We start from the raw sequence: 25195 nt of genomic DNA, 5'->3' as shown, positions 1-25195 counted from the left end.
TAATTAATCCCAACGGTTATTCTTAAATTGACTTCGCTTCCAATACCAAACCATTATAAATCCAAATAGTGCACCTCCCAAATGCGCGAAATGGGCTATTCCTCCTCCGAAGATGGAGCTTCCGGAGAGCCCGGAAAACAAATCCAATGCTATTAAACCTGGAATAAAATATTTAGCCTTGACTGGGACCGGAAAAAACAACAACATAAGTTCCGCATTCGGGAACATCATCCCAAAGGCTACCAGCACCCCATAAATCGCCCCTGAGGCACCTACGGCAGGTCGCATAAAGGCATCCAGGAAGTTCTGAAGTATGTCAGGAGGAATTATATTTTCCCAGGACGTATTGTATTTACCCTCTACGAGAACACTTAGAATGTCTGATTGTTGAAAACCTGCCTCCAAGAGTGCCTGCATACCATTATTGAAGTGATAGTAATTCACCAAGGTATGAATCAGGGCAGCTCCCAAACCAGCTGAAAAATAGAAGAACAAAAATTTATTTCGTCCCCACATCTGTTCCATGGGCGTTCCAAAAGCCCACAGCGCATACATATTGAACAAAATATGCATAAAGCCACCATGCATAAACATATGGGTGACTACCTGCCAAAGTTGAAAATTTTGATTTTGTGGAAACCACAGTGAAAACCATTGATACATTTGATCACCAATAAGTTGTGTGCCAATAAAAAATAGCACATTGACAATCAATATATGCTTAACCGCTTCTGTTATTCTTCCCATGCTACTATTCTAAAAATCGTTTATCTAATTCCTCTAATGACATCGTAATAAATATAGGCTTTTGAAATGGAGAAACCATAGGCTCCTTTGTAGCAAACAAATTGTTTACCAAAGATTCCTGAGCTACAGTATTTAAATGCGTCCCACTCTTTACAGCCAAAGTCCTACACATCGCCTTAGCCAGTATATCGGACTGTGAGAGTGATGACTCAGGAACCTCCTGCTGAAAATCAGCTAACAACTGATCAATGATGCCTCCAACGTCACTTTCCGAGATATTCAGAGGCATTCCGCTGACTTGTATAGAATCACTAGTCATCTCTGAGAACACAAACCCAGTACGCTCCAAACTGTCTTTAATGGACTTCAAAAGCTCCATCTCAGTGGTAGAAAATTTTAGTTCTAACGGAAATAACAATTGCTGACTATTCCCGGTATCTACCGTTATGTTTTTTAAATATTGTTCATACAACACCCGCTGATGCGCACGGTGCTGATTGATGATCACCATACCGGACTTAATGGTCGTGACAATATACTTTTTATGCAATTGATAGGTGGTGGCTGAAAAATCAGTCTCCTGTTCACTGAATAATTCTTCACTGCTAGATTCCGATTCAATACTTACCGTATTATAATCGTCACCGGAATCCATAGATACATACAAACTTTCCCAAGAGGCTTCCACCTTATTATGCTTGGGATAAGACTTCACTTTAATGCTGCCTTTATTATCTTCCTTAAAAGGGTTAAAATTGGAGTCAACTTCCACAGCGGGTAGCTGAGGAGCTTTGTTTTCATAACTATAGGGCGTGTCCAAGTTTGCGTCACGGTCAAAGTCTAATGCAGGCGTAACATTAAATTGTCCGAGGCTGTGTTTGACAGTTGATCGCAAGATGGCATACATGGCTTGATCTTCATCGAACTTCACCTCTGTTTTTGTCGGGTGTATGTTGATATCAATGGAGGATGGTTCCACCTGTAGAAAGATAAAATAACCTGGATGATAGCCAGGTTTTAACAAGCCCTCAAAAGCAGAGCTCACTGCATGATGCAAGTATGAATTTTTCACAAAGCGGTTATTGACAAAAAAAAACTGCTCTCCCCTGGTCTTTTTTGTAAAGGCAGGCTTGCTAATAAAACCACTTATTTTCACCACTCCTGTATCCTCTTGCACTGGTACCAACTTCTCATTGGTCTTACCACCAAATACGTTGACAATACGTTGACGTAGGTTTGAAGGTGGCAATTTGAACAACTCTGAGTTATTGTGATAGAAATCAAATTGAATATCCGGGTGTGCTAGTGCAATTCGTTGGAACTCCTCAATAATGTGACGTAGTTCAACGGTATCTGATTTTAGAAAGTTACGACGTGCAGGAATATTAAAAAATAAATTCTTAACGGCTATAGAGGTTCCCTCATCACAGGCTACAGGTTTTGTATCGCCAATAGCACCACCTTCAATTTTAAGCTGTACTCCTACCTGATCTTCTTCTTGTCGTGTTGTAATTTCAAGATGAGCAATTGCGGCAATAGACGCCAGTGCTTCTCCTCTAAACCCTTTGGTATGCAGTTGAAAAAGATCTTCAGCTGTTCTTATTTTGGAAGTAGCGTGGCGCTGAACTGACAGTAGCATGTCTCGCTCACTCATTCCCTTACCATTATCAACAACCTGCACAAGAGTTTTACCTGCTCCTTTAACAATAAGCTGAATTAGTGTACTCCCCGCATCAACGGCATTTTCCACCAATTCTTTAACCACTGAGGCCGGCCTTTGTACTACCTCACCGGCTGCTATTTGGTTTGCAACATGATCGGGTAAAAGCTGTATTATATCTGCCATTAAAAAAGAGTCTCGAGATTAATTTCTTTAAGCGCATACCATGCGAACAACAAAAGAATGATAAGTATTACAATAAAACGCAGTCTTGCATTTTTATCGCCGCTGCTTTTACGAGCAGACTTCCAGTCATCTCTGAAACCTTTAGGTCTATATCCTTGGATATATTTTTCATCAGAACGTGACTCCTTACTTTTGATAAGGGCATCCAAACGTTCTTTTCGCTCATCATAATACCTGGGCTTGTAGTTATAAGCCTTAGGTGCTTGCCTTTTAAAAAGTGTTGGAAGTCTCACTAGTCTTGAATTATAATTAATAATAGCAGCGCACGCCACAGCAAAATATTACAATTGTGCACACTAGCCTAATTACCAAAATTACTTAAAAAGCGGCAGAAACTCAGGCTTTAAATCCTAAAAATTGTTAACAAGAAAGACCAAATCTATAAATATCACAAAGTATTTGGCACGCTCTTAATCCAATTCATCACTAAAGGTACTGCCACGACCTAAAACAGCCATTTTAATAGCGGCAATCGCAGCCTCGACACCTTTATTTCCATGTTTACCTCCACTACGATCAATGGCTTGTTGCATTGTATTATCCGTTAGCACGCAGAAGATTACCGGCGTCTCATAGCTAGAATTGATATCCATGATGCCTTGAGCAGTAGCCTGACAAACAAAATCAAAGTGCTTAGTCTCTCCCTGAATAACACTGCCTATTACAATGATTACATCAGGATCGTGTCTATTGATCATTTTTCGAGCACCGTAGACGAGCTCAAAACTTCCTGGAACATCCCATTTAACGATATGATCTTCAATAGCCCCACAATCGATCAAGGCTTCTACAGCCCCTTGGTATAGGTTGTCAGTTATAGTTGCATTCCACTCAGAAACAACAATCCCAAATCGAAGATTCTTCGCATTTGGGATTGTTGACTTATCGTAAGCAGACAAATTAGTATTTGCTGTTGCCATAATATTTTATCATTGATTATTGCTCGTTTTTCAACTCGTAATTGTTCAAATTCTTATTAATAATAACAATTTCTAATTATTTCTGAGCTGTTTCTGCTCTTCCAATATAGATATCAATGGTTCGTCCTTCTTCAGAATTTGGGAATTCATCCTTAATTCTGTTGAAATATTTTGCAGCTGCTTCAGCTTTTCCGTCTTGAAGCAGGATCACGCCGGCTTTGAATAAAAATTTTGGAGTTGTAAAATTATTCGAAGAATTCTTGATGGCTTTTTCGTAATAACTCAAACCATCTGCCTGTTGTCCTAATTGAACAAAAGCGTCTCCAATACCTCCTAAAGCCAATGAGCTTAAAATTTGATCATCAGAGTTGAACTCTTGTAAATGCGCGATGGCCTGATCGTATTTTTGGATATTCAAGAAAGACATCCCAGCACTGTATTGTGCAAGGTTAGCAGCCTCAGTTCCTGAATAATTTTCAATAATATCCAACAAACCGTATTTGCCATCAGCTCCATTGAGTGCTAATACGTATAGAGAATCGTTTTGCGTACTTTGAACAGCTTGGTCAAAATGTTGTTGTGCAAAAAACATTTCATTAGAAGCTTCAGCTTCTTTAGGCTTTACCACGAATTGTTGGTAACCCAAAAACACAAGCACCACTGCAACGGCTAGACCAATAACACCCAAAAGAATCTTTTGGTTGTCCATTACCCATGCCTCAGTTTTTCCTGCTCCTTCATCCAAGGCAGAGAACACATCTCTAGTTGTACTTGGTCCACCTTGTCCTTCTTCACTCTTATCTACAGCTTTCTTGTAGCCTCGTTTCTTATATGTTGCCATAATAATGATATATTGTTAAGCGTGGCAAAAATAAAATATTTATTCAAATAGGAAAGCTTATTCATTTGATAATTTTTAATAATTTGCAACTTCTTAGTAAGTACCTCATCAATAAAATCAGTAGAAGCACTCTTATGCAACTCCAAAGGCTATCCCTTATAAATTTTAAAAACTTTAAATCACAAGAATTTGAATTTGATCACAAGATCAACTGCTTTGTTGGACAAAACGGTATTGGGAAGACTAATGCTTTGGATGCCATATACTTACTAGCCTTTGGTAAAAGCTATTTTAACCCTATTGCTTCACAAAATATTAATCACGAAGAAAACTTTTTTGTGGTGGATGGCACCTTTTTAAAGGATCAGAAAACTGAAAAGATCATATGTAGTTTTAAAAAGGGACAAAAAAAACTCATCAAGCGAAATGGCAAGCTTTATGACAAATTATCAGATCACCTTGGTTTAATCCCGTTAGTTATCATTTCACCATCGGACAGGGATTTAATTACTGAGGGTAGTGAAATGAGAAGAAAGTTCATAGACAGTGTGATTTCCCAAGGGAACAAAACCTACTTACAAACCTTAATTAATTACAACAAGGTTCTTATACAACGAAATGCACTTTTAAAATACTTTGCACTCAACAACACCTTTAATAAAGACACCTTATCCATTTACAACGATCAACTCAGCGGGTATGGAGCGCATATTCACAAGGAGAGAAAGGTATTCCTAGAAAAGTTCATTCCAATTTTCAAGGACCGTTACATAGATATCTCCTCAGGGAAAGAAAAAGTCAATCTAGCGTATCAAAGCCAGTTAGAAGACAAGGGGCTAGGCCAACTATTGTCAGAAAACCTCAACAAGGACAAGGCGCTACAGTATACCTCTGTTGGAACGCACAAGGACGACCTCATCTTTGAGATCGATGGGCATCCCATTAAAAAGTTTGGAAGTCAAGGACAACAAAAATCTTATCTAGTTGCCTTAAAACTTGCGCAATTCGACTTCACAAAACAACAATCGGGTCAAACCCCCTTACTTCTGCTAGACGACATCTTCGACAAATTGGACGAGAAACGCGTCAGCCAGATCATTGCTCTTGTCAACAAAGATTCTTTTGGACAAATCTTTATTAGTGACACGCATCGAGAACGTACGGAAAACGTAGTCAAAAAAGCAGAACAATCATACAGGATGATCGAGTTCTAGAATATCTACTTTAGAAATCGCAGAGATTAATCAGATCTCATTGTTTAAACATGCTTCTTTTACCTACCTTTGTCACTAAACTAAAATCAACCAATTTGAGAGCGCTTATAATCGGCCTGACTTGCCTTGTATTATGGGGTTGTGGCCAAGGAAAAATCGAAAACACAACCGTTATGAACGGTTATTGGGAGATCGAAAAAGTAAGCTTCCCTTCAGGTGAAAGCAAATCCTATAATGTCAACGCAGTAGTTGATTACTTCCTACTCACCGGAGACTCCACTGGGATACGCCAAAAGGTCATGCCACAACTCGATGGTACTTTTGTCAGCAATGGCGATCAAGAGATCTTCACTATAAAAAAACGCGATAACGAGCTCTACTTAGACTACGACAATCAGGGTGTCAAACACAGTGAAAAGGTGCTCACCTTAAAGCGGGATGAATTTGTAGTCATCAACAAGGACAAGAAGACCTATCATTACAAACCCTTTAAAAAATTTGAGATAAAATAATGGCTAAGCGACGAAACGAATCCAATTCTTTAAATGATGTACTCAAAGCTTTTGTACAAGAAAACAGCCTTGAGAAAGGTATGGACAAGATTGATGTTCGTAACGCATGGATAAACCTTATGGGTAATGGAGTTAACACCTACACCACTCAAATTGAACTCAAAAGAGACACCTTATACGTCTCCCTTTCTTCTTCAGTGCTACGACAGGAATTGGCCTTTGGCAAGGAAAAAATTATCAAAATGATCAATGAAGAACTCGGAAAGGATATTGTAAAGACGATCATTTTGCGATAAACTCAGCAAAAGAGTTTAAATCCTTAATTCTTAGGTCAAAAAAAGAGACCACCCTAAGGTGATCTCTTTTTTTTTACGCTATGATATAGTTTAAAAAATCTCTCTTCCAGCAAAGTGGAATGCACCTTCGATAGCAGCATTTTCATCACTATCTGAACCGTGAACTGCATTTTCTCCTATAGAAGTAGCAAAAAGTTTACGTATAGTGCCTTCTGCAGCTTCCTCAGGATTTGTAGCTCCGATTAAAGCTCTAAAATCCTCTACAGCATTGTCTTTTTCCAAGATAGCAGCCACGATAGGTCCACGTGTCATAAACTCCACCAACTCCCCAAAGAAAGGACGTTCGCTGTGAATCGCATAAAATGCCTCTGCATCTCTTTGGCTCAGTTGCGTATACTTCATTGCAACGGTTTTAAATCCAGCAGTAGTAATTTTTTCAAGAATAGCCCCGATATGTCCGTTTTCAACTGCATCGGGCTTAATCATTGTAAATGTTCTGTTTGTTGCCATTTTTTTACTTTGATAATTTTTATTCCCAACAGGATGTGGCGTAATTAATCTTATCGCCATTGACCCTTTAAATTGGGTTATTAAATTTTGCGCAAAAGTAAGGGAATTAATTGTAATGCCCGTATAGCATTAAAATAAATACGGATAAAATCATACTAGAAATTGAATTAACCCTAAAAGACAAAAGAAAATGACTAATTCGTAGCTATTAATAGGCTTGCTCTAACTGATTTAGCACCTTATTCCCATCGCCAATCATTTGCATGGTAGCCCTGTTATTTTTTAAATTGAGCCTAAGCAGACCGAAACTCTTCTCTGTAACGACCTCTCCCACTCTATATGGATTTTCCTCTCCCGAAAAAGCTTCATAGGTATGAGTGAGTCCACTGGAGGTAAAATCAATTAACGGATAGTCCAGGTCACTGAGATTGATCTGGGAAAATTCAGAGATATGTCGATCTCCAGAGAGTATAATTACTCTTCGAGCATTGCTCGACTTGACTAAATTTACCATCTTCTCAACCTCTGATGGAAAGTTACCCCAGGTTTCGAAGCCGTGTTTATTGGAAAGAAATTGTATACTGCTTACTATGATATTAAAACTCGCGGTAGAGGTAGTTAGTTCATTTTCCAACCATGCCCACTGCTGCTCCCCTAAGATGGTTCCTTCACCATTAGGATTTGGCATAAATCGCTTACCATCGTCTCCTAAATTTTTAGTCAGCTGACTTCTAAAGTAACGAGTATCCAATACAATGATCTTTACTGAACCTTGAGAAGTATTATAGGTTTTGGAATCATACACTCCCTTTCGATCACGTCGAGGATCGTGCTTAGGTACCTCTAAGAAATTTAAGAAAAGTTCTTGAGCCTGATCCTTAAAAGCCCATTCACGCCCTCCATCATTAAGTCCATAATCGTGATCGTCCCAAGTCCCTATGACATCCATAGATTTCCGAACCTCTTTGTAGCCATCTTGATAACGCTGCTCCTCGTAATCTTTCCGCATCTTTCTAAGACTATCAGTATCGGAATAGATATTATCTCCTCCCCAAATCCAAACCACTGGATTGTTTGCCACCACATCATCCCATAGATGATTCTCGTGATCCTGCTTATTACAAGAGCCAAAAGCAATTAGAAATTCATTGTTATCTAAAGGGTATAATGCGCTTTGGAACACGTTACAACCACTTAATAACAGTATTAAAAAACCACAGAACAATAAACGCATCTCATATTAGTTTGGTACCACAAATGTACTATTCATTTTTACATCATCATTAAAAAAACACCCAAAGCGTAAAAAAAACAAGGGGGCTTATCCTTAAACCCATCCATGCTATTCTACCTCACTATAGTGCATTGATTCTATTTTAAATTGTATATTCGCTTCGCTCAATTGCTTAAAACAAAACTTTTGACTACACTAGAAATACAAGAATTAAAAGATCGATTTTCTACACCTATAAAGGTGGTTATCATTCCACACAAAAATCCTGATGGAGATGCTATTGGATCCTGTTTAGCACTTTATCATTATCTAAAACAATATCAATGTGAATCTGAAGTTATCGCTCCTAATGAGTTTCCAGATTTTCTAAAATGGTTGCCTGGTACGGATCAAATAATCATTTACGAAAAACAACTTGATCAAGCAACGCAGTCGATAAAATCAGCAGACCTGGTTTTTACATTGGACTTTAATTCACTAAGCAGAATCAATGGTGTAGCCGAAACCCTAGAGCATTTTAAAGGCGATTATATCATGATTGACCACCATCAATCGCCAGACTCATACGCTAAATACACCTATTCAGACACGACCATGAGCAGTACTTGCGAAATGGTGTATAATTTCATTCTGATGATGGGTAATGGTCAAAAGATCACACAAGAGATCGCAACATGTCTTTATACCGGAATCATGACTGATACAGGATCATTCCGATTTCCATCCACAACCAGTGCGACCCACCGAGTGATTGCTGAGTTAATTGACAAAGGCGCGAACAACTCGGAGATTCACAATGCGATTTACGACACCAGCTCGTTGGATAAATTACAATTACTAGGCTGTGCTTTAAAGAATTTAGTTCAGTTGCCAGAGTACAACACCGTATACATCACTTTATCCAAACAAGAACTCGCCCAATACAATTTTAAAAAGGGTGACACTGAGGGCTTTGTAAATTATGGACTTTCACTAAAAGGTATTAAATTTGCCCTGATATTCATTGAAAGTCAACAAGAAGAAATAGTTAAAATATCCTTGAGATCTAAAGGTGATTTCTCGGTTAATGACTTTGCAAGATTACATTTTAACGGCGGTGGGCACACCAACGCAGCAGGCGGAAGAAGTACCATTTCATTAGAAGATACTGTGAAAAAATTCGTAAGCCTGCTTCCAGATTATAAAGATCAATTGCAATAATAAAATACGCTCCAAAAATCTAAAACGTATTTCTAATGAAAAAAATACACCTCAGCCACCTATACCTACTCGGCCTTGTTTTATTGGTTTCGGGATGTAACCAACCCAAACCCAGAAAACCAATCAGCGTGAAAACTGGTAGTTTTATGACGACTTCCATAGAGCGAAGTAAAGCATTATTAAGTATTGAAGAAGCCATCATAGATAGTATTATCGCTAAAGATACCCTTAATCACTATCACAGTTCCCCAAATGGATATTCGTATTATTTCAACACACAAGACTCCACCCTGAACTACCATGCTAAAGAAGGTGATGTGGTAAAAATAAATTACGACATTCGCACTTTAAATAACCAAACTATCTATTCTCGCGAAGAAATTGGAACTATAAATTTCAAGATTGACAAGGAGGATTACTTTCCAGGATTACGAACAGCAGTAAAGCTTTTGAGAGAGGGCGAAACAGCAACGTTCTTATTCCCTTCGTCTTTGGCGTATGGGTATCACGGAGACGATCATAGGATTGGAACCAACCAAACTATTAAAAGCACCATTCACATTATAGAAGTTATTCAAAAATCAAAAGATAGTTTAACCGGAAATTAAAAAAATAAACCTTATAACAATGAAGAAATTAAATCTTATTCTAATTTCAGTGCTATTATTTGCATCATGTTCTAGTTCTAAATACTCTGATTTAGGCGATGGTATCTTTGCGGATATTCAAACCAATAAAGGGGACATGATAGTGAAACTATATTATGACCAAACTCCTATAACAATAGCGAACTTTATCAGTCTTTCTGAGGGAACGAGCACTCACGTAGTAGACTCCCTCAAAGGAAAGCGCTATTACGACGGAGTTATATTCCACCGTGTGATCAAAGATTTTATGATTCAAGGAGGAGACCCTACAGGACAAGGAAGCGGAAATCCTGGATACAAATTCACTGATGAATTCGTGGACAGTCTTAAACATGATAAAAAAGGAATTCTTTCCATGGCTAATGCTGGACCTGGAACCAATGGTAGCCAATTTTTCATCACTCACAAAGCGACACCGTTTCTAGATGGTAAACACACTGTTTTCGGAGAAGTTGTTGCTGGGTTGGAAGTTGTAGATACCATTGCAAATGTTAAAACCGGGCTTAAAGACAGACCTGTTGAAAGTGTTGTGATCAACCATGTTGAAATTATCCGAAATGGTAAGGATGCCAGAAAATTTGACGCTTTAGCAGTAATGGATGACTATTTTGCGGGTGAGGCAGAAGAGCAAAAACAACTTGAGAAAACCAAAAAGGATATGGTTGCTGAGTTTGAAGCACAACAAAAGGAAGCACAAAGCACAGAATCAGGATTACAATATTATGTCACTAAAGAAGGTAACGGTGTCAAACCTAAAACCGGAGATGTGGTCATGGTCAACTACGCTGGGTACTTTAAAAACGGAAATCTCTTTGACACTAGTCTTTTAGAGGTTGCGGAAAAGTTCGCAAATGTTAACCCGCAAAAGGTAGATCGCGGATTGTACAAACCAATGATGTTGGAGGTAAGCCCTGACGCAGGTATTATCCCTGGATTTAAAGAAGGAATCATGCTTATGGAAGTTGGTTCAAAAATACGCCTATTCATCCCATATTACCTAGCCTATGGAGAAGCAGGTTACGGCCCTATTCCACCAAAATCAGACCTTGTATTCGATCTAGAGATCACCGAGGTTCAAGAGTAACAACAATACAATAGTTAAAACGAAATATATTAAATTCTGTCAGTGGTCGCATTGGCAGAATTTTTTTATGCAGTGAATTTAACTAAACCCAGATCTACGGCATATTTATGACCTTCTATGTTGTACGCTTGGCGCTTTCTTAATGCTCCATGGGCGATACGCCTTGATCTAAACCCATAACTATTGTGGTTGAATTTTGACACCTACATTGGCGCGAGACCTGGGCAATTGCTTGTTGAATTAGCCCGGCGATTATGGTAGGAATTCCCTAATTGTGGCGTCTGTCCATTGCCCTTTGGGATTGGTAGGTTGTGTTCTTAAATTACACCCTATAATTATCGCTCAGGCGCACATAAAAAAAAGCCTTCCATTTCTGAAAGACTTCTTTTGAGCCGATAGAGGGACTCGAACCCACGACCTGCTGATTACAAATCAGCTGCTCTAGCCAGCTGAGCTACATCGGCGTTTCCGTTTTTAAAGTGCGCAAATATAAACCTGAAATTTATTATTCCAAATTTTTATTTGAACTTTTTTAAGCTTGGGAAACAGAAAGTTTATTTAGATCCTCGACAAGTGCGTGAGCTTGAGTTTCCAACTCCTTGTTCACTTCCTTAAGATGAGCTTTTCTATTTTCTACAGACTTATCATTAACTTTCTCTATAAGAGTATCAAAGGTTGATATTGCCTTCTCGATAATTTGATCTCCTTCTTTTGAGTTTGGAGTTCCGGTGCTGACTTCCCAGATGTAAACCGCTTCGATAATATCCCCAAGTACATTATTAATGTCTCTCTTTAAACTTCTAACATTTGCCATTTGATTCTATTTTTTTGCAAAATTAAACTAATTTTAGATATAAACCTCCAATATTTTTGCATCCGCTGCACTAATCACGGCTTCATTCACCGCAGCAGGGACCAAAACCGTCTGACCCATACTTAAGTTCTCGGTATGTTCTCCAATTTTAATCTGAGCTTTACCAGCGACACAGATGTATATGGTAAAGGAATCACGATTGACTAATTGCTTCACGTAAGAACCTACAACGTTCAAATAATTGGTTACAAAATAAGGACAGTTAACCATACTGTTAGTCGTATTGGATTGCTTCTGATAATTCACCTTAAAATCATCTTTTAGCGAATAATCAATAGCATCTACAGCTAACTCCGTATGAAGCTCCCTAGTGTTTCCGTCTTTATCTTTTCGCTCATAATCATAGATTCGGTAGGTAATGTCTGATGTTTGTTGAATCTCAGCTAACAATATCCCTGCACCGATAGCATGAACTTTACCGGTATTGATAAAGTAAGTATCCCCTGCTTCTACCACCTCTTGATTTAAGATCTCTAAAAGCTGTCCTTTCTCTAGGTGCTCTAAATATGACTCCTTAGTCAATTCTTGATTAAACCCAACGATCAGTTTAGAACCTGGATCGGCCTGCATCACATGCCACATTTCAGTTTTCCCAAAAGAGTTATGACGCTCCTTAGCCAAATCATCGTGAGGATGCAACTGAACTGATAAGTCCAATCTCGCATCAATAAACTTGATAAGAATTGGAAACTTAGTCCCAAATCGTTCGTAAACCGACTTTCCGAGCAAATCAGAAGTATAGGTATCCATTAGCTCTTGGAGGTTCTTTCCTTGGAGATCCCCATTAGATACTTGAGACACATTGCCTTCTACCGCAGAAATCTCCCAGCTCTCAGAAGCAGTCTCAGTATTAACGTCTTTTGCCAATACCTCTTTTAATTTAGCGCCTCCCCATAAATACTCTTTGAATATGGGTGAGAACTTAATAGGGTAATTAAGTTCCGTTACGGTATTTTTATTTTGAAGGCCGGATTTTAAACTTTCCATGAAATGCGTTTAAATTTAGTATGTATTTTAAGATTCGTCAGGATAGGAAGCTACCCTTTATAAGTTACAAAGTTTCTAGGAGTCTCATAGAGTACAATCTCCAATTCAAATTCTTCCAAATGCGCTTTTAGACGATTGTATATAACCACCGCTATATTTTCAACAGTAGGATTTAATTTTTTAAACTCCTCTACTTCAATATTGAGATTTTTATGATCCAAATGTTCTTCGATCTCCCTTCGAACCAGTTCTTTTAATATTTTTAAATCAATTACGAAACCAGTTTCAGGATCTACCTCACCAGTCACACTAACGATTAACTCATAGTTATGCCCGTGGAAATTAGGGTTGCTACATTTCCCAAAAACCTCAAAGTTTTTAGTATCATCCCACTGCTCTTTAAAGAGGCGATGCGCTGCATTAAAATGCGCCTTTCTACTTACTTTTAATTTCATAATTCACTTAATGATTGCTGCTCAATATGGACATAAAATTTTTCGAAAATAATTTTAAACCAAGCGGTGTAATGACTGGGATGCTCGGCAATATCTGCCTTGATGTCTTTTAACGACACCCATTTCCAAGAAGCAACCTCATCGGGATTAACATTGGGGTCTTGGTTGTACTTTCCAACCAAAATATGATCGTATTCATGCTCGGTAAGTCCATTATCAAATGGAGCATGGTAAATAAATGACAACACCTCTTCGAGTTCCGTCGTAAACCCCATTTCCTCTTGTAATCTTCTCATCCCGGCCTCTAAATTACTTTCACCATCGCGCTGATGACTGCAACAGGTATTGGCCCATAGTCCCGGGGAGTGGTATTTATGTGCTGCGCGTTGTTGCAATAAAGTCTCACCCTTATCATTAAAAACAAACACAGAAAAAGCGCGATGTAACATTGCCTTCTCATGAGCCTCGATTTTCTCCATCAAGCCAATTTGTCGATCATCTTCGTCCACCAAAACAACCAGTTCTTTTCCTTTGTACATCGTGTCAATTTTAAATTTAATAATTAGGGTACACACCCATCTAGCCACTAAAGTAGCACAACAAAATTACAAAAAAGGTTAAGCATTTCATAAATAGAAAGAGAGTAAGCAGACCCAATATACTCTCAAGTCTGATTACTAGCGACATACACACCATAAACGTTATGAAATATCAGTTGAATTGTAGATTCTTAGATGTTTTACTGTTTATGTCGGGTTTTGCAAGAAAAAGTTTAATTTTGCACCGCTATAAATTATAGGGATGCAGCTAGAAAAAGAAATTAACAAGAGACGTACTTTCGGAATTATTTCACACCCGGATGCGGGTAAGACTACTTTAACTGAAAAACTACTACTTTTTGGTGGTGCTATACAAGAAGCCGGTGCCGTGAAAAGTAATAAAATAAAAAAAGGAGCTACCAGTGATTTCATGGAAATTGAACGCCAAAGAGGAATCTCAGTAGCCACCTCTGTATTAGCCTTTATTTATAAAGATAAAAAGATCAATATCCTAGATACCCCGGGACACAAGGATTTTGCCGAGGACACTTTTAGAACACTTACTGCAGTGGATAGTGTTATTGTCGTCATTGATGTTGCTAAGGGGGTTGAGGAACAGACACAAAAATTGGTAGAGGTTTGCCGCATGCGCAAAATACCGATGATTGTGTTTATCAACAAATTAGACCGAGAAGGAAAAGATGCTTTTGACCTACTGGATGAAGTTGAGCAAAAACTCCAATTAAAAGTAACTCCTTTGAGCTACCCTATCGGAATGGGATATAGCTTCAAAGGCATTTACAACATTTGGGAAAAAAACATCAACCTATTTAGTGGAGACAACAAGAAGAAAATCAAAGACACTATTGCATTTGATGACATCGATAATCCTGAACTTGAAAATCTCATAGGACAGGAAGCAGCTGATGAACTAAGAACGGATTTAGAGTTAGTATACGAAGTATATCCGGATTTTGATAGAGATGCCTATATTAAAGGTGACCTACAGCCTGTATTCTTTGGTTCTGCTCTAAACAATTTCGGGGTACGTGAACTTTTGGATTGTTTCATTGACATTGCTCCTTCCCCACTTCCAAAGAAAGCAGAGGAACGCGTCGTTACACCAACAGAGGAAGCCTTTACCGGATTTGTATTTAAAATTCACGCTAATATGGATCCTAAACACAGGGACCGACTAGCCTTTATCAAAATTGTTTCGGGAACTTTCGAAAGAAACAAACCATATCTGCACGTACGTCACCAAAAAAATCTAAAGTTCTCAAGCCCAAATGCCTTCTTTGCAGAGAAAAAAGAAATTATAGATGTATCCTATGCAGGTGATATTGTCGGCTTACACGACACCGGAAACTTTAAAATTGGTGACACGCTAACGGAAGGAGAGCAATTAAACTTCAAAGGTATTCCAAGCTTCTCGCCAGAGCACTTCCGCTACATCAATAATGCCGATCCTATGAAATCCAAACAATTGGAAAAGGGAGTTACGCAGCTTATGGATGAAGGAGTGGCACAATTATTCACCTTACAATTAAACAACAGAAAGATTATTGGAACTGTGGGTGCACTTCAATACGAGGTTATACAATACCGACTTGAGCATGAGTACGGTGCTAAATGTAGCTACGAAAACTTCCCGGTGCACAAAGCATGTTGGGTAGAGCCTGAAGATCCAAACAACGAAGAGTTTACCGAGTTCAAGCGTGTGAAACAAAAATTCCTAGCTCATGACAAACAAGGTCAACTAGTATTTTTGGCCGACTCTCCATTTTCTATCCAAATGACACAACAGAAGTATCCGACAGTGAAACTACATTTTGTTTCGGAATATAAGTAATCATCCTTTGTAAGAGTATAGCTTAAAAAAAGCCCCAACATAAAGAAGGGGCTTTAACGCACTAATATACTAAGATGTTAGGTTTATCGTAACCGATCAACAGATTTTACGAGATCTTCGTCCTTTTTAATAGCCTTATTGGCTAACACTAAAAAAACGATAGAAACAATAGGGAGAAGCATCCCAATACCCTTCTCAGAAACATTAGTTTCTCCGGATAGAGTTAGCGACCGATAAACGAAAAATCCTAGTAAAAAAAGATTAAGTATCATATTGAGTCTGTTTATCACAAACTGGTTTTTTCTATTCTTATACATAAATATAGCGCTGAGCGCTAAAATTGCAACAACTCCAAAACTCCCCATAACCAATAAATCATCTTGAGCATAAACTGGGATTGATTGCTCATCCGTCCACAAAGGCAGCCAAAAAGGTAAAGCCCCACTAACTAGGACGACCACTAATAGATATATTGATTGAATGCGCTGTATCACAATTTTAATTTTGTTAGGCAAAAATAATGTTCTTTTCCAAAAATAATGCTTGTTTATTAAAATAAATTTGTAATATTGCGTAGTCAATTCAAAACAAGTACTTTACTTCAATTAGATTTTGTACTTCTATATTTTTTTTCAAAACAACAATCATAATTTACCTCAGACCAAATAATAATTTATTTATTTAATCAATGTTTGAAATTTCAGATTTAAAGGCAAAAAAGCTTGCCGAACTACATGAGATTGCTAGAGTGGCTGGTATTCCCAAATTTAAAACGTTCAAAAAGGACGACCTCATTTATCAAATTCTCGACGTTCAAGCTGCCAGCCCAGATGCTGTAAGTACTAAAGAAACTCCCAAAGAGGAAGAATCCAGTAGCACAGAAACACCTTCTCAACAAAGGCCTAAAAAAAGGACACGCACTACTAAAAGATCTACAGGAAAAGTAGAAGATAATAACGGCGGTACAAATAAAGCTTTTTCACCTGCGCCAGCGGCCTCAAGGCCAGCTGTAGAAGCAAAACCAAAAGTAGAAAAACCAAAAGTGGAAAAACAACAAGAGGCAAAACCAAAAGCGGCAATAGCCTCAAACCCAAAAGTAGAAGCAGCAGCTCCTCAAAAAGAAGCTGATAAATCCCTCAAAGCAGAGGTTGTTCAGAAACCAAAAACGGAACCTAAACAACAGTCTAACAACGCTTCAAGCAACAACCAGCAGAACAATAAACGCAACGAGAATAGCAACAATCCTCGCAACTCGAACAATAACCAAACACATCAGCATAAAAAAAGTAGCAATACTGCTCCTAAGGATAAAGACAATTTTGATAAGGAAAAGAAAAACAGGTACAGAGAACCTGATTTTGAATTTGACGGTATTGTTGAGAGCGAAGGCGTCTTGGATATCATGCAAGACGGTTACGGTTTCTTGAGAAGTAGTGACTATAACTACCTCTCCTCTCCGGATGATATTTATGTTTCTCAATCACAAATACGTCTTTTCGGATTAAAAACCGGTGATACTGTTAGAGGAACAGTACGCCCCCCTAAAGAAGGAGAAAAGTATTTCCCTTTAATTAAGGTGAACCAAATTAACGGATTGGATCCACAGGTGGTACGCGATCGCGTATCCTTTGAGCACTTAACTCCGTTATTCCCAGAAGAAAAATTTAGATTGGCTGAAAACAGAAGCACCATATCCACTAGGGTCGTAGATTTGTTTTCTCCTATCGGAAAAGGACAAAGAGGTATGATCGTTTCTCAGCCTAAGACTGGTAAGACCATGCTTTTAAAGGATATCGCTAATGCAATTGCTGCGAATCACCCAGAGGTATACCAATTAATTCTTTTAATTGACGAACGTCCGGAAGAGGTTACAGATATGCAACGTAACGTAAAAGGAGAAGTTATCGCTTCTACTTTTGACGAGCCTGCAGATCGACACGTAAAGGTGGCAAACATTGTATTAGAGAAAGCAAAACGTTTGGTAGAATGTGGACATGATGTGGTTATCCTATTGGATTCCATCACTCGTCTAGCAAGAGCATACAACACCGTACAGCCTGCCAGTGGTAAGGTTTTAAGTGGTGGGGTTGACGCCAATGCGTTGCACAAACCAAAACGTTTTTTCGGTGCGGCTAGAAATATAGAAGGTGGTGGTTCATTAACGATCATTGCAACTGCATTAACTGATACAGGTTCCAAAATGGACGAAGTTATTTTCGAAGAGTTTAAAGGAACAGGTAATATGGAACTACAACTCGACAGACGTATTGCCAACAAACGAATTTTCCCTGCCATTGATTTGATATCTTCATCAACTAGACGCGATGACTTATTGCTTGATGAAAACGCCATTCAAAGAATGTGGATCTTGCGTAAATATTTATCAGATATGAATCCTGTTGAAGCCATGGAGTTCATGGATCAACGTATTCGTACGACCAAAAACAACGAAGAGTTTTTAATGACGATGAATCAATAATTTAGCATCAAGTCAAATACACAAAAACCTGTATCTTACACTTAGTAAAGTACAGGTTTTTTTATGTCTTTTAAACTCCTATACCCCCACTAAACACACAGCCTTGATCTGTATCCATACAAATTTACATCACTCCTATTGTCTACCAAATTTGTTGAAGGACTTTAGGATAAAAGATTTCTTTACCCACAACGACAATAGCCTTCACATCACACAAATTAGTACTGCATTTTAAAAATACACTCAAAAATGAGCGAATCATAAAAGCATTCATTAAATTTGGGAATACTGAATCAATCAATATGTATAAAGATCAATTAAGTCCTGGACTCATCCGACAATTGTTTGTACTACTCTCAATAGTACTTTTGGGATATCTAATCATAGAGGAATTGCTTCCTTATTTCTCTGGCATATTGGGAGCTATTACCATGTATGTGATTTTTAAAAGACTCATGAAACACATGGTAAAGTACGGCTTCAAGCGATGGCTGGCAGCGACAATTATCATTCTTATTTCAATTGTCATTATCGTTATCCCAGTAAGCCTAATTATCCTATTACTTTCGTCTAAGATTCAGAAAGCTGTAGCCAACTCCGAAGAAGTGATGGCTATTGTAAAAACCAAAATAATAGAGATTGAACAGTATATCGGGTTTAGTCATTCAACTGATCTGAACACCAAAGAAATTACAGGCTGGATATCTACTCAAATTCAGGGATTAGCAGGAGGTACCTTTGATGCTTTGATAGCATTAACGATGATGTATTTCATCCTATACTTCCTACTCGTAGAATCGGAAAACCTTCAAAAACGAGTATTAAACTTCCTTCCTTTGAGCGATGAAAACATTAAATTAATATCTAAAGAAAGTACCGAGGTCGTAAAATCAAACGCCATCGGAATTCCATTGGTAGCTTTACTACAGGGAGTGGTGGCACTTATTGGTTACTATATATTTGGGGTTCAAGATCCTATATTTTGGTTTGTTGTTACCGTAGTTGGTTCTATGATTCCTTTCGTAGGTACGGCACTTGGGGTTCTTCCAGTAACTTTATTATTATATACTCAAGGCCAACATTGGGAATCTATTGGGTTATTGATATACGGAATTGCGGTAGTTGGGTCCACGGATAATATTTTTCGAATGGTCGTGCAGCGAAGACTAGCCAACCTTCATCCCCTTATTACACTTATTGGAGTCATCATTGGTGTTCCTTTATTCGGGTTTATAGGCCTAGTATTTGGCCCCTTACTTTTAAGCCTATTTCTACTACTGGTAAAAATATACAAAAACGAATACGGGAATCGAAAAATTTAACCTGCCCTATCTTTCGACAGGGCGGTTTGATGTCCTATTATTTTAAAATATTGTTGTGCTTATCCCTTATTTAGATTGGGTTTTAACGCGGTGACGCTCTCTTGCCAGAAGTGTGTTTTTAAGTAACATAGCAATGGTCATTGGACCAACACCTCCAGGTACTGGCGTGATAAAGCTTGCCTTTTTACTCACGTTTTCAAAATCTACATCTCCAGTGATTTTGTATCCCTTTGGAGAATCTTCATCTGGAACTCTCGTAATTCCGACATCGATAATCACGACATCATCCTTCACCATTTCCGCTTTCAAATAATTTGGCTGCCCTAATGCAGTAATAATAATATCAGCTTGAGAAGTTATTTGCGTAATATTCTTAGTATGACTATGGGTAAGGGTTACAGTTGAGTTTCCAGGAAATCCTTTTCTTCCCATTAGAATACTCATAGGACGTCCAACGATATGCGAGCGACCGATAACTACAGTGTGCTTTCCTTTAGTTTCTACATTGTAGCGTTCCAACAACTCTAATATCCCAAATGGAGTGGCTGGAATAAAAGTACTCATATCCAAAGCCATTTTCCCGAAGTTTGTCGGATGGAAACCATCCACATCTTTATCTGGATCGATTGCCATCAGCACACGTTGCTCATTGATTTGCTCAGGCAAAGGCAACTGAACGATAAATCCATCAATATCTTGATTCTTGTTCAGTTCATCAATCTTTCGCATGAGTTCCAATTCGCTGGTTGTGCTAGGAAGCTTTACAAGAGTAGATTCAAATCCTACTCGCTCACAAGCCTTTACCTTACTCCCTACATAAGTGAGACTCGCCCCATCATTACCGACAATTACCGCCGCCAAGTGCGGTACCTTTTCACCGTTTGCTTTAATCTTTTGAACGATTTCCGCAATCTCATCTTTAATTTGATTGGATATTTTCTTTCCGTCTAGAAGTTCCATTGTATAGGTTTATAATTTTTAAGCTTGTTTTTAATTGGCTACAAACATATTTTAAAGCGACTTATTTAAGTCCTTGCATCATTTGCATCATTTTTCTACCGCCGCCTCCTTGCATCATCTTCATCATTTTACTCATCTGAGTAAATTGTTTAAGTAGTTGATTTACATCTTGAACAGAAGTTCCACTACCCTTGGCAATACGTTTTTTTCTACTACCATTAAGTACAGATGGTGAAGTACGCTCCTCCGGGGTCATAGAGTGAATGATCGCTTCAATTCCTTTGAACGCGTCATCATCTATATCGATACCCTTTAAGGCCTTTCCAGCCCCTGGGATCATCCCGAGTAAATCCTTCATGCTACCCATCTTTTTGATTTGTTGTATCTGACTCAAAAAGTCATCAAAACCAAATTGATCTTTTGCAATTTTCTTATGTAGTTTTCTGGCCTCTTCCTCATCGTATTGCTCTTGAGCTCTCTCTACCAAAGAAACAACATCCCCCATCCCTAAGATACGGTCTGCCATACGTGATGGGTAGAAGACATCAACGGCATCCATTTTCTCTCCGGTACCGATAAATTTAATCGGTTTATTTACCACAGATTTAATAGACAGTGCTGCCCCACCTCGTGTATCACCATCGAGTTTGGTAAGAATAACCCCATCAAAGTCCAATACTTCATTAAAGGTCTTTGCTGTATTTACGGCATCTTGACCAGTCATGGAATCTACTACAAATAGTGTTTCATTCGGATGAATTGCGCTGTGGATGTTAGAAATCTCCTTCATCATTAGCTCATCAACTGCCAAACGACCCGCGGTATCTACAATCACTACATTGTGACCATTAGCTTTAGCGTGTTCCACACCTGCTTTGGCAATAGCAACAGGATCATTATTCTCTCTATCTGAATATACAGCAACACCTATTTGCTCACCCACTACGTGCAACTGATCAATCGCTGCAGGACGATAAACATCACAGGCCACCAAAAGTGGATTTTTAGTTTTCTTATTTTTTAGAAAATTAGCTAGTTTACCTGAGAATGTGGTTTTACCTGACCCTTGAAGACCAGCCATTAAAATCACAGAAGGGTTTCCTGATAAATCAACCCCCGCTGCTTCACCACCCATGAGCTCGGTAAGTTCATCTTTGACAAGCTTCACCATTAATTGACCCGGTTTAAGAGAGGTCAATACATCCTGCCCAAGCGCCTTGCTTTTTACTGAATTGGTAAACTCTTTAGCTGTTTTAAAATTCACATCCGCATCCAACAAAGCACGTCGCACCTCTTTAAGGGTTTCTGCAATGTTAACCTCGGTAATTTGTCCATGTCCTTTAAGAACATGAAAGGCCTTATCTAATTTTTCGCTTAAATTATCAAACATATTATCTTACTGCTTTTACTCAATAATGAGAATTGGTGATGTTCTCAAATAAATTCAACTTCGAATCTATAGAGAGCTGCAAATTTAAGAATTTGAATTCGAAGTTCGAAAGTTATTTTAGACTTCTTAACCAAGCTATTTACAGCGGCTTAAAATTTAAAATCCCTTCTTTAATAGATTAGCCCCCTTACACCAGCTGTGGTTGTATTTTTTTCCAGCTTCCTCTTTTGTAATAAACAAAGGCTATTATAGCGGCAATGGCATTTGAAATTGGAAATGCCCACCAAATCCCCTCATAGCTTAAGCTGGTATTATTGGACAGCATAAACGCCATTGGAAACCTCGCTATCCAGAGTACTACCACTGAGATAAGCATTGATATTTTAGTAAGTCCTGCCCCATTAAAAACCCCGTTTAACACCTGTTGTATTCCCAAAAGGCCAAAGCTGGGCGCCATAATTTTGATAAACTTAGAACCGACCTCGATCACATGAGGATCCTCAGGCACAAAGAATCTCGTTAGTGGCTCCGCCAGAAAAAACAATACAATGCCTAAAACACTTAGTCCTATAGCAGCTAGACAAACGCCAACATTACCTACCCGCTCCGCTCTATCCAATCGACCCGCTCCAATATTTTGGCCCACCAGACTGGTGGTGGCAATAGAAAGACCGAGAGCCGGAACGATTACAAGACTTAGTATCCTGGCACCAACACCATAGGCGGCCACAATTTCGCTATCGAAACTAGTAACCAACATCACCATGGCGGTCATAGCCGCTGCCCTACTTGATTGATCCAAACTTGCTGGTAACCCTAGGGCAAATAGATTTTTAACCCATTTAAAATCCCAACGCATATGGGAGAAGTGGATTTTAATTCCTTTTTTACCTTTAAATAGTATGTAAAGTCCAATGCTAGCTGAAATGGCCTGAGTAAATATACTTGCCACTGCAGCGCCTGCAACCCCATAACCTTGAATTGGCCCATAACCAAAGATAAACAAGGGGTCTAGGACTAGATTCAAAATCACTGTACCCAGAACGATGTACATAGGTATAATTACATTACCAATTCCTCTCATCAAGGATTGGTACACAAAGAACATAAACATAAAAATATAGCCCCATGAAGATACTTGGAAATAAACCACAGCATCATCTTTCAATTCCTCTCCTGCGCCTATCAAAGACATTAACGTTTCTGCAGAAAAATAACCCACAAGAGCCAGTATTATGGAAATAAAGAAAATCACCATGATGGTTTGAGAGGAGGCATAATTGACCATTCTTTGGTCCCCTGCTCCTTTGTGCTGCGCAACAATGACAGTTCCAGCAAGGGTAAGTCCACCCCCTAAAGCAACCACTAAAAACAAAATCGGAAAACTTAAACTAACACTCGCCACAGCGTTGGCGCTAAGTCGACCCAACCAAAAGGTATCTACCAGCTGATACATGGTTTGCAATACATTGGCAATTATGATTGGAAATGCCAATTTGAGTATCGTATTTAGAATGTGTTTGTTTTCTTTAGAAAAAGTTATCCCTTGTTGCATCACCATACAAAATTAAGAATTTATGCGGTATTGGATACTACTTAAACTAGGAATAAAACAATTCATTTGCCCCCATTAGCCCGCAAATCAGCAATACACTGACTGTCGAGTAGGGGTATCTGAGGCGCCATGTTCCATCGTGAAAATTGCCAACCCGATTCGACTTGGTAATTCATAAGACAGCTTTCAACAATACAGTGATGCCCATTTTCAGGATCAATATGGTTAGTTTGCATTTTGGTGCCGACATTGACAAGTCCCAATAAATGCGAAAATTCATGTCTTAAAACGGTACTCTCTAAAGCAAAGGACCGTGAGCTAGACAACTTATCAATACTGTTCTTGAAAACAACAAAGGAAGTGTTTCTATATGATACGCCCAGAACTAAAGTAAGTCCACTAGCTACTGAACTCTGCTTTTCACTTTTATAAGTTCCATCCAAATAGAATACAAACACCGCTAAACGACCTTCTCTATTGTATTGCGAACGTAATTCTTGTTCAAGACTATCAACTTGAGAAATTGTATAATATTCTTTTCCTGGAGCAGGAATAGCTCTTTTGGTTATTTCCACACCTGCGGATTTATGACAATACTTGTTTGTGAATTCTGCTAAATTATCCAAAGCAGCGTCAGAAGGTGGATAATCCTCCACATAAACGACTTCGAATACAACAGCCTTAAAATTTTCTTCAGTTAGAAAATCCCGAGCCGAATCACCCGTTCCCAATCGATTGGAAGCAGCTAATTTCGCAAGCTCATTTGAATCATCGTCATCAACACAGGACACCAAAACAAACAAGACAAGCAATCCGTAAAAAAGCTTAGTCATAGGGGTGAATTTTATGCAATATATAGAATTTTTACAAATTCCGTAACCCATAAATTGACACCTGAATATAGTAAATCACCTCCTTTGCTTCCTATGGTTGTGACCGTAATTAGACGGCTTCTAAAATTTTGTTGTGATAGGATTATGAAAAAGGGGCACTTAAAAAAGCACCCCTTACCATATGAAATTAATGGAGTAACTGATTGTTTAATTAACATTATGGCTAAACAAGCTAACTAAACACTCCTAAGTAAAGTCATAATCTTTGAATTTAGAATAACTTCTTGCTTTAATAATATTGACAAATATATAATTATTTTTATTCAATCTAAATAAATTTTATATTTTTGTTTACAGTAAACAGCGCAATCATAAAACCAATTGACCATGTGTAAACACCTCAAAATACTAAGTAGATCAAAAAACGGCTTACTCATCTTCTGTAAGCGCAATTACATGTATCAATTGTTGTTTAACAACATCAACTTTAATTTTACACAAGATGAGTTTGAGAGTTTCCAGCGCTATATGTATACCTTAGAAGTGGAGTATTGGGAACAGGAGTTTAAATATTCGGTCTACGACAAGCGTATTCCGATTCCAACCATACAATCCAACCTTTTGCTTCTGCTCAATAAAGCGGAGGTTTTAGAATTGAAACGGTTGATTGAAATGCATCAGAGTAGTCATGAGCTTATCAAGGCATCTGACATCAATTACCAATGGCAACCAAATTAATTTTAAGTCTTTGAAGGCCCAATGTACATACAATAATAACTATTTTGAGTTTGTTAATTTACCCTTGACTAAAGCAAGGAAAAAACCCCGATCAGCGCAA

Annotated in this window: 26 protein-coding genes and 1 tRNA gene; 10 read left to right on the top strand and 17 right to left on the bottom strand. The window is 38.4% G+C overall.

Annotation, left to right across the window (positions count from 1 at the left end):
* Positions 1-3 precede the first annotated feature (3 nt).
* From ACN0TV_RS08710 to ACN0TV_RS08690, 5 genes are all read right to left on the bottom strand, one after another.
* Positions 4-747 (bottom strand): rhomboid family intramembrane serine protease, encoded by a 744-nt coding sequence (locus tag ACN0TV_RS08710; protein WP_417362095.1) that lies wholly within the window; start codon positions 745-747, stop codon positions 4-6.
* Positions 748-751: 4 nt separating this feature from the next.
* Entirely contained in the window at positions 752-2593 is a 1842-nt protein-coding gene (gene mutL, locus ACN0TV_RS08705) for a DNA mismatch repair endonuclease MutL (RefSeq protein ID WP_417362093.1), read from the bottom strand.
* Positions 2593-2886, bottom strand: coding sequence for a hypothetical protein (locus ACN0TV_RS08700; RefSeq protein WP_417362091.1), 294 nt, complete (start codon positions 2884-2886; stop codon positions 2593-2595). Before ACN0TV_RS08700 ends, mutL begins: the two co-directional genes overlap by 1 nt.
* Positions 2887-3063: 177 nt before the next feature.
* Positions 3064-3573 carry a 6,7-dimethyl-8-ribityllumazine synthase gene (ribH, locus tag ACN0TV_RS08695; protein ID WP_417362089.1) on the bottom strand — a complete coding sequence of 170 codons (510 nt, stop codon included), beginning with the start codon at positions 3571-3573 and terminating at the stop codon, positions 3064-3066.
* Between the two features lie 76 nt (positions 3574-3649).
* On the bottom strand, positions 3650-4414 hold the full coding sequence (locus ACN0TV_RS08690) for a tetratricopeptide repeat protein (protein WP_417362087.1): 765 nt from the start codon (positions 4412-4414) through the stop codon (positions 3650-3652).
* A 134-nt stretch (positions 4415-4548) separates the two neighbouring features.
* Between ACN0TV_RS08690 and recF the strand changes: the two genes are divergently transcribed.
* From recF to ACN0TV_RS08675, 3 genes are all read left to right on the top strand, one after another.
* Positions 4549-5628, top strand: coding sequence for a DNA replication/repair protein RecF (recF, locus tag ACN0TV_RS08685; RefSeq protein ID WP_417362220.1), 1080 nt, complete (start codon positions 4549-4551; stop codon positions 5626-5628).
* Between the two features lie 173 nt (positions 5629-5801).
* The gene (locus ACN0TV_RS08680; protein WP_417362085.1) at positions 5802-6140 is read left to right on the top strand and encodes a hypothetical protein; all 339 of its coding nucleotides are present in this window, start codon (positions 5802-5804) and stop codon (positions 6138-6140) included.
* Positions 6140-6436, top strand: coding sequence for a DUF721 domain-containing protein (locus tag ACN0TV_RS08675; protein ID WP_417362083.1), 297 nt, complete (start codon positions 6140-6142; stop codon positions 6434-6436). The genes ACN0TV_RS08680 and ACN0TV_RS08675 overlap by 1 nt, the downstream gene beginning before the upstream one ends.
* Positions 6437-6526: 90 nt before the next feature.
* Here ACN0TV_RS08675 and ACN0TV_RS08670 read toward each other — a convergent pair whose 3' ends face one another.
* Positions 6527-6946, bottom strand: a complete 420-nt coding sequence (locus tag ACN0TV_RS08670) for a nucleoside-diphosphate kinase (protein ID WP_417362218.1) — start codon at positions 6944-6946, stop codon at positions 6527-6529.
* Positions 6947-7154: 208 nt separating this feature from the next.
* The gene (locus ACN0TV_RS08665) at positions 7155-8180 is read right to left on the bottom strand and encodes an alkaline phosphatase D family protein (protein WP_417362081.1); all 1026 of its coding nucleotides are present in this window, start codon (positions 8178-8180) and stop codon (positions 7155-7157) included.
* Between the two features lie 186 nt (positions 8181-8366).
* Between ACN0TV_RS08665 and ACN0TV_RS08660 the strand changes: the two genes are divergently transcribed.
* From ACN0TV_RS08660 to ACN0TV_RS08650, 3 genes are read left to right on the top strand one after another with little or no spacing between them, the layout of a single operon-like run.
* Entirely contained in the window at positions 8367-9380 is a 1014-nt protein-coding gene (locus tag ACN0TV_RS08660) for a DHH family phosphoesterase (protein ID WP_417362079.1), read from the top strand.
* A 35-nt stretch (positions 9381-9415) separates the two neighbouring features.
* Entirely contained in the window at positions 9416-9988 is a 573-nt protein-coding gene (gldI, locus tag ACN0TV_RS08655; RefSeq protein ID WP_417362077.1) for a gliding motility-associated peptidyl-prolyl isomerase GldI, read from the top strand.
* Between the two features lie 19 nt (positions 9989-10007).
* On the top strand, positions 10008-11111 hold the full coding sequence (locus ACN0TV_RS08650; RefSeq protein ID WP_417362075.1) for a peptidylprolyl isomerase: 1104 nt from the start codon (positions 10008-10010) through the stop codon (positions 11109-11111).
* A gap of 390 nt (positions 11112-11501) precedes the next feature.
* Here the strand turns inward: ACN0TV_RS08650 and ACN0TV_RS08645 are convergent.
* The 5 genes from ACN0TV_RS08645 to idi all read right to left on the bottom strand — a co-directional run bounded on the left by ACN0TV_RS08645 (position 11502) and on the right by idi (position 13966).
* Positions 11502-11575 (bottom strand) — tRNA-Thr (locus tag ACN0TV_RS08645).
* A gap of 68 nt (positions 11576-11643) precedes the next feature.
* On the bottom strand, positions 11644-11925 hold the full coding sequence (locus ACN0TV_RS08640; RefSeq protein WP_417362073.1) for a hypothetical protein: 282 nt from the start codon (positions 11923-11925) through the stop codon (positions 11644-11646).
* A 33-nt stretch (positions 11926-11958) separates the two neighbouring features.
* Positions 11959-12972 carry a type I phosphomannose isomerase catalytic subunit gene (locus tag ACN0TV_RS08635; protein WP_417362071.1) on the bottom strand — a complete coding sequence of 338 codons (1014 nt, stop codon included), beginning with the start codon at positions 12970-12972 and terminating at the stop codon, positions 11959-11961.
* Positions 12973-13022: 50 nt separating this feature from the next.
* Positions 13023-13427, bottom strand: coding sequence for a 6-pyruvoyl trahydropterin synthase family protein (locus ACN0TV_RS08630; protein ID WP_417362069.1), 405 nt, complete (start codon positions 13425-13427; stop codon positions 13023-13025).
* Positions 13424-13966 carry an isopentenyl-diphosphate Delta-isomerase gene (gene idi / locus ACN0TV_RS08625; RefSeq protein WP_417362067.1) on the bottom strand — a complete coding sequence of 181 codons (543 nt, stop codon included), beginning with the start codon at positions 13964-13966 and terminating at the stop codon, positions 13424-13426. Before idi ends, ACN0TV_RS08630 begins: the two co-directional genes overlap by 4 nt.
* Positions 13967-14228: 262 nt before the next feature.
* Here idi and ACN0TV_RS08620 point away from each other — a divergent pair, with 262 nt between their 5' ends.
* Positions 14229-15818 (top strand): peptide chain release factor 3, encoded by a 1590-nt coding sequence (locus ACN0TV_RS08620; protein ID WP_417362065.1) that lies wholly within the window; start codon positions 14229-14231, stop codon positions 15816-15818.
* 83 nt (positions 15819-15901) lie between these two features.
* Here the strand turns inward: ACN0TV_RS08620 and ACN0TV_RS08615 are convergent, their stop codons facing one another.
* Positions 15902-16312, bottom strand: a complete 411-nt coding sequence (locus tag ACN0TV_RS08615) for a DUF4293 domain-containing protein (protein WP_417362063.1) — start codon at positions 16310-16312, stop codon at positions 15902-15904.
* A 194-nt stretch (positions 16313-16506) separates the two neighbouring features.
* Here ACN0TV_RS08615 and rho point away from each other — a divergent pair, with 194 nt between their 5' ends.
* A complete protein-coding gene (gene rho / locus ACN0TV_RS08610) occupies positions 16507-18297 on the top strand; it encodes a transcription termination factor Rho (RefSeq protein WP_417362061.1) in 1791 nt (596 codons plus the stop codon).
* Positions 18298-18599: 302 nt separating this feature from the next.
* A complete protein-coding gene (locus tag ACN0TV_RS08605; RefSeq protein WP_417362059.1) occupies positions 18600-19619 on the top strand; it encodes an AI-2E family transporter in 1020 nt (339 codons plus the stop codon).
* A 66-nt stretch (positions 19620-19685) separates the two neighbouring features.
* On the opposite strand, the gene ACN0TV_RS08600 is transcribed toward ACN0TV_RS08605, so the two are convergent.
* From ACN0TV_RS08600 to ACN0TV_RS08585, 4 genes are all read right to left on the bottom strand, one after another.
* Positions 19686-20579, bottom strand: a complete 894-nt coding sequence (locus ACN0TV_RS08600; protein ID WP_417362057.1) for a bifunctional 5,10-methylenetetrahydrofolate dehydrogenase/5,10-methenyltetrahydrofolate cyclohydrolase — start codon at positions 20577-20579, stop codon at positions 19686-19688.
* Between the two features lie 61 nt (positions 20580-20640).
* Complete coding sequence (ffh, locus tag ACN0TV_RS08595; RefSeq protein WP_417362055.1) at positions 20641-21969, bottom strand: signal recognition particle protein; 1329 nt, start codon at positions 21967-21969, stop codon at positions 20641-20643.
* 187 nt (positions 21970-22156) lie between these two features.
* Positions 22157-23524 carry an MATE family efflux transporter gene (locus ACN0TV_RS08590; protein ID WP_417362053.1) on the bottom strand — a complete coding sequence of 456 codons (1368 nt, stop codon included), beginning with the start codon at positions 23522-23524 and terminating at the stop codon, positions 22157-22159.
* Positions 23525-23586: 62 nt separating this feature from the next.
* A complete protein-coding gene (locus ACN0TV_RS08585) occupies positions 23587-24357 on the bottom strand; it encodes a membrane metalloprotease (RefSeq protein WP_417362052.1) in 771 nt (256 codons plus the stop codon).
* A 387-nt stretch (positions 24358-24744) separates the two neighbouring features.
* Between ACN0TV_RS08585 and ACN0TV_RS08580 the strand changes: the two genes are divergently transcribed.
* A complete protein-coding gene (locus ACN0TV_RS08580) occupies positions 24745-25095 on the top strand; it encodes a DUF6686 family protein (RefSeq protein WP_417362050.1) in 351 nt (116 codons plus the stop codon).
* Positions 25096-25195: the final 100 nt, after the last annotated feature.

It is taken from the genome of Galbibacter sp. (assembly GCF_048266365.1).
In the GTDB taxonomy this organism is placed as follows: Bacteria; Bacteroidota; Bacteroidia; order Flavobacteriales; family Flavobacteriaceae; genus Galbibacter.
The sequence above is the reverse complement of the archived record's forward strand: the minus strand, read 5'-3'. Positions and strand labels throughout refer to the sequence as shown.

Excerpts from the sequence above, each read along its gene's own strand:
- ACN0TV_RS08710 (WP_417362095.1), bottom strand. The coding sequence starts at position 747 with ATGGGAAGAATAACAGAAGCGGTTAAGCATATATTGATTGTCAATGTG.
- mutL (WP_417362093.1), bottom strand. The coding sequence starts at position 2,593 with ATGGCAGATATAATACAGCTTTTACCCGATCATGTTGCAAACCAAATA.
- ribH (WP_417362089.1), bottom strand. The coding sequence starts at position 3,573 with ATGGCAACAGCAAATACTAATTTGTCTGCTTACGATAAGTCAACAATC.
- ACN0TV_RS08690 (WP_417362087.1), bottom strand. The coding sequence starts at position 4,414 with ATGGCAACATATAAGAAACGAGGCTACAAGAAAGCTGTAGATAAGAGT.
- recF (WP_417362220.1), top strand. The coding sequence starts at position 4,549 with ATGCAACTCCAAAGGCTATCCCTTATAAATTTTAAAAACTTTAAATCA.
- ACN0TV_RS08680 (WP_417362085.1), top strand. The coding sequence starts at position 5,802 with ATGAACGGTTATTGGGAGATCGAAAAAGTAAGCTTCCCTTCAGGTGAA.
- ACN0TV_RS08675 (WP_417362083.1), top strand. The coding sequence starts at position 6,140 with ATGGCTAAGCGACGAAACGAATCCAATTCTTTAAATGATGTACTCAAA.
- ACN0TV_RS08670 (WP_417362218.1), bottom strand. The coding sequence starts at position 6,946 with ATGGCAACAAACAGAACATTTACAATGATTAAGCCCGATGCAGTTGAA.
- ACN0TV_RS08665 (WP_417362081.1), bottom strand. The coding sequence starts at position 8,180 with ATGCGTTTATTGTTCTGTGGTTTTTTAATACTGTTATTAAGTGGTTGT.
- gldI (WP_417362077.1), top strand. The coding sequence starts at position 9,416 with ATGAAAAAAATACACCTCAGCCACCTATACCTACTCGGCCTTGTTTTA.
- ACN0TV_RS08650 (WP_417362075.1), top strand. The coding sequence starts at position 10,008 with ATGAAGAAATTAAATCTTATTCTAATTTCAGTGCTATTATTTGCATCA.
- ACN0TV_RS08640 (WP_417362073.1), bottom strand. The coding sequence starts at position 11,925 with ATGGCAAATGTTAGAAGTTTAAAGAGAGACATTAATAATGTACTTGGG.
- ACN0TV_RS08635 (WP_417362071.1), bottom strand. The coding sequence starts at position 12,972 with ATGGAAAGTTTAAAATCCGGCCTTCAAAATAAAAATACCGTAACGGAA.
- ACN0TV_RS08630 (WP_417362069.1), bottom strand. The coding sequence starts at position 13,427 with ATGAAATTAAAAGTAAGTAGAAAGGCGCATTTTAATGCAGCGCATCGC.
- idi (WP_417362067.1), bottom strand. The coding sequence starts at position 13,966 with ATGTACAAAGGAAAAGAACTGGTTGTTTTGGTGGACGAAGATGATCGA.
- ACN0TV_RS08620 (WP_417362065.1), top strand. The coding sequence starts at position 14,229 with ATGCAGCTAGAAAAAGAAATTAACAAGAGACGTACTTTCGGAATTATT.
- rho (WP_417362061.1), top strand. The coding sequence starts at position 16,507 with ATGTTTGAAATTTCAGATTTAAAGGCAAAAAAGCTTGCCGAACTACAT.
- ACN0TV_RS08605 (WP_417362059.1), top strand. The coding sequence starts at position 18,600 with ATGTATAAAGATCAATTAAGTCCTGGACTCATCCGACAATTGTTTGTA.
- ACN0TV_RS08600 (WP_417362057.1), bottom strand. The coding sequence starts at position 20,579 with ATGGAACTTCTAGACGGAAAGAAAATATCCAATCAAATTAAAGATGAG.
- ffh (WP_417362055.1), bottom strand. The coding sequence starts at position 21,969 with ATGTTTGATAATTTAAGCGAAAAATTAGATAAGGCCTTTCATGTTCTT.
- ACN0TV_RS08590 (WP_417362053.1), bottom strand. The coding sequence starts at position 23,524 with ATGCAACAAGGGATAACTTTTTCTAAAGAAAACAAACACATTCTAAAT.
- ACN0TV_RS08585 (WP_417362052.1), bottom strand. The coding sequence starts at position 24,357 with ATGACTAAGCTTTTTTACGGATTGCTTGTCTTGTTTGTTTTGGTGTCC.
- ACN0TV_RS08580 (WP_417362050.1), top strand. The coding sequence starts at position 24,745 with ATGTGTAAACACCTCAAAATACTAAGTAGATCAAAAAACGGCTTACTC.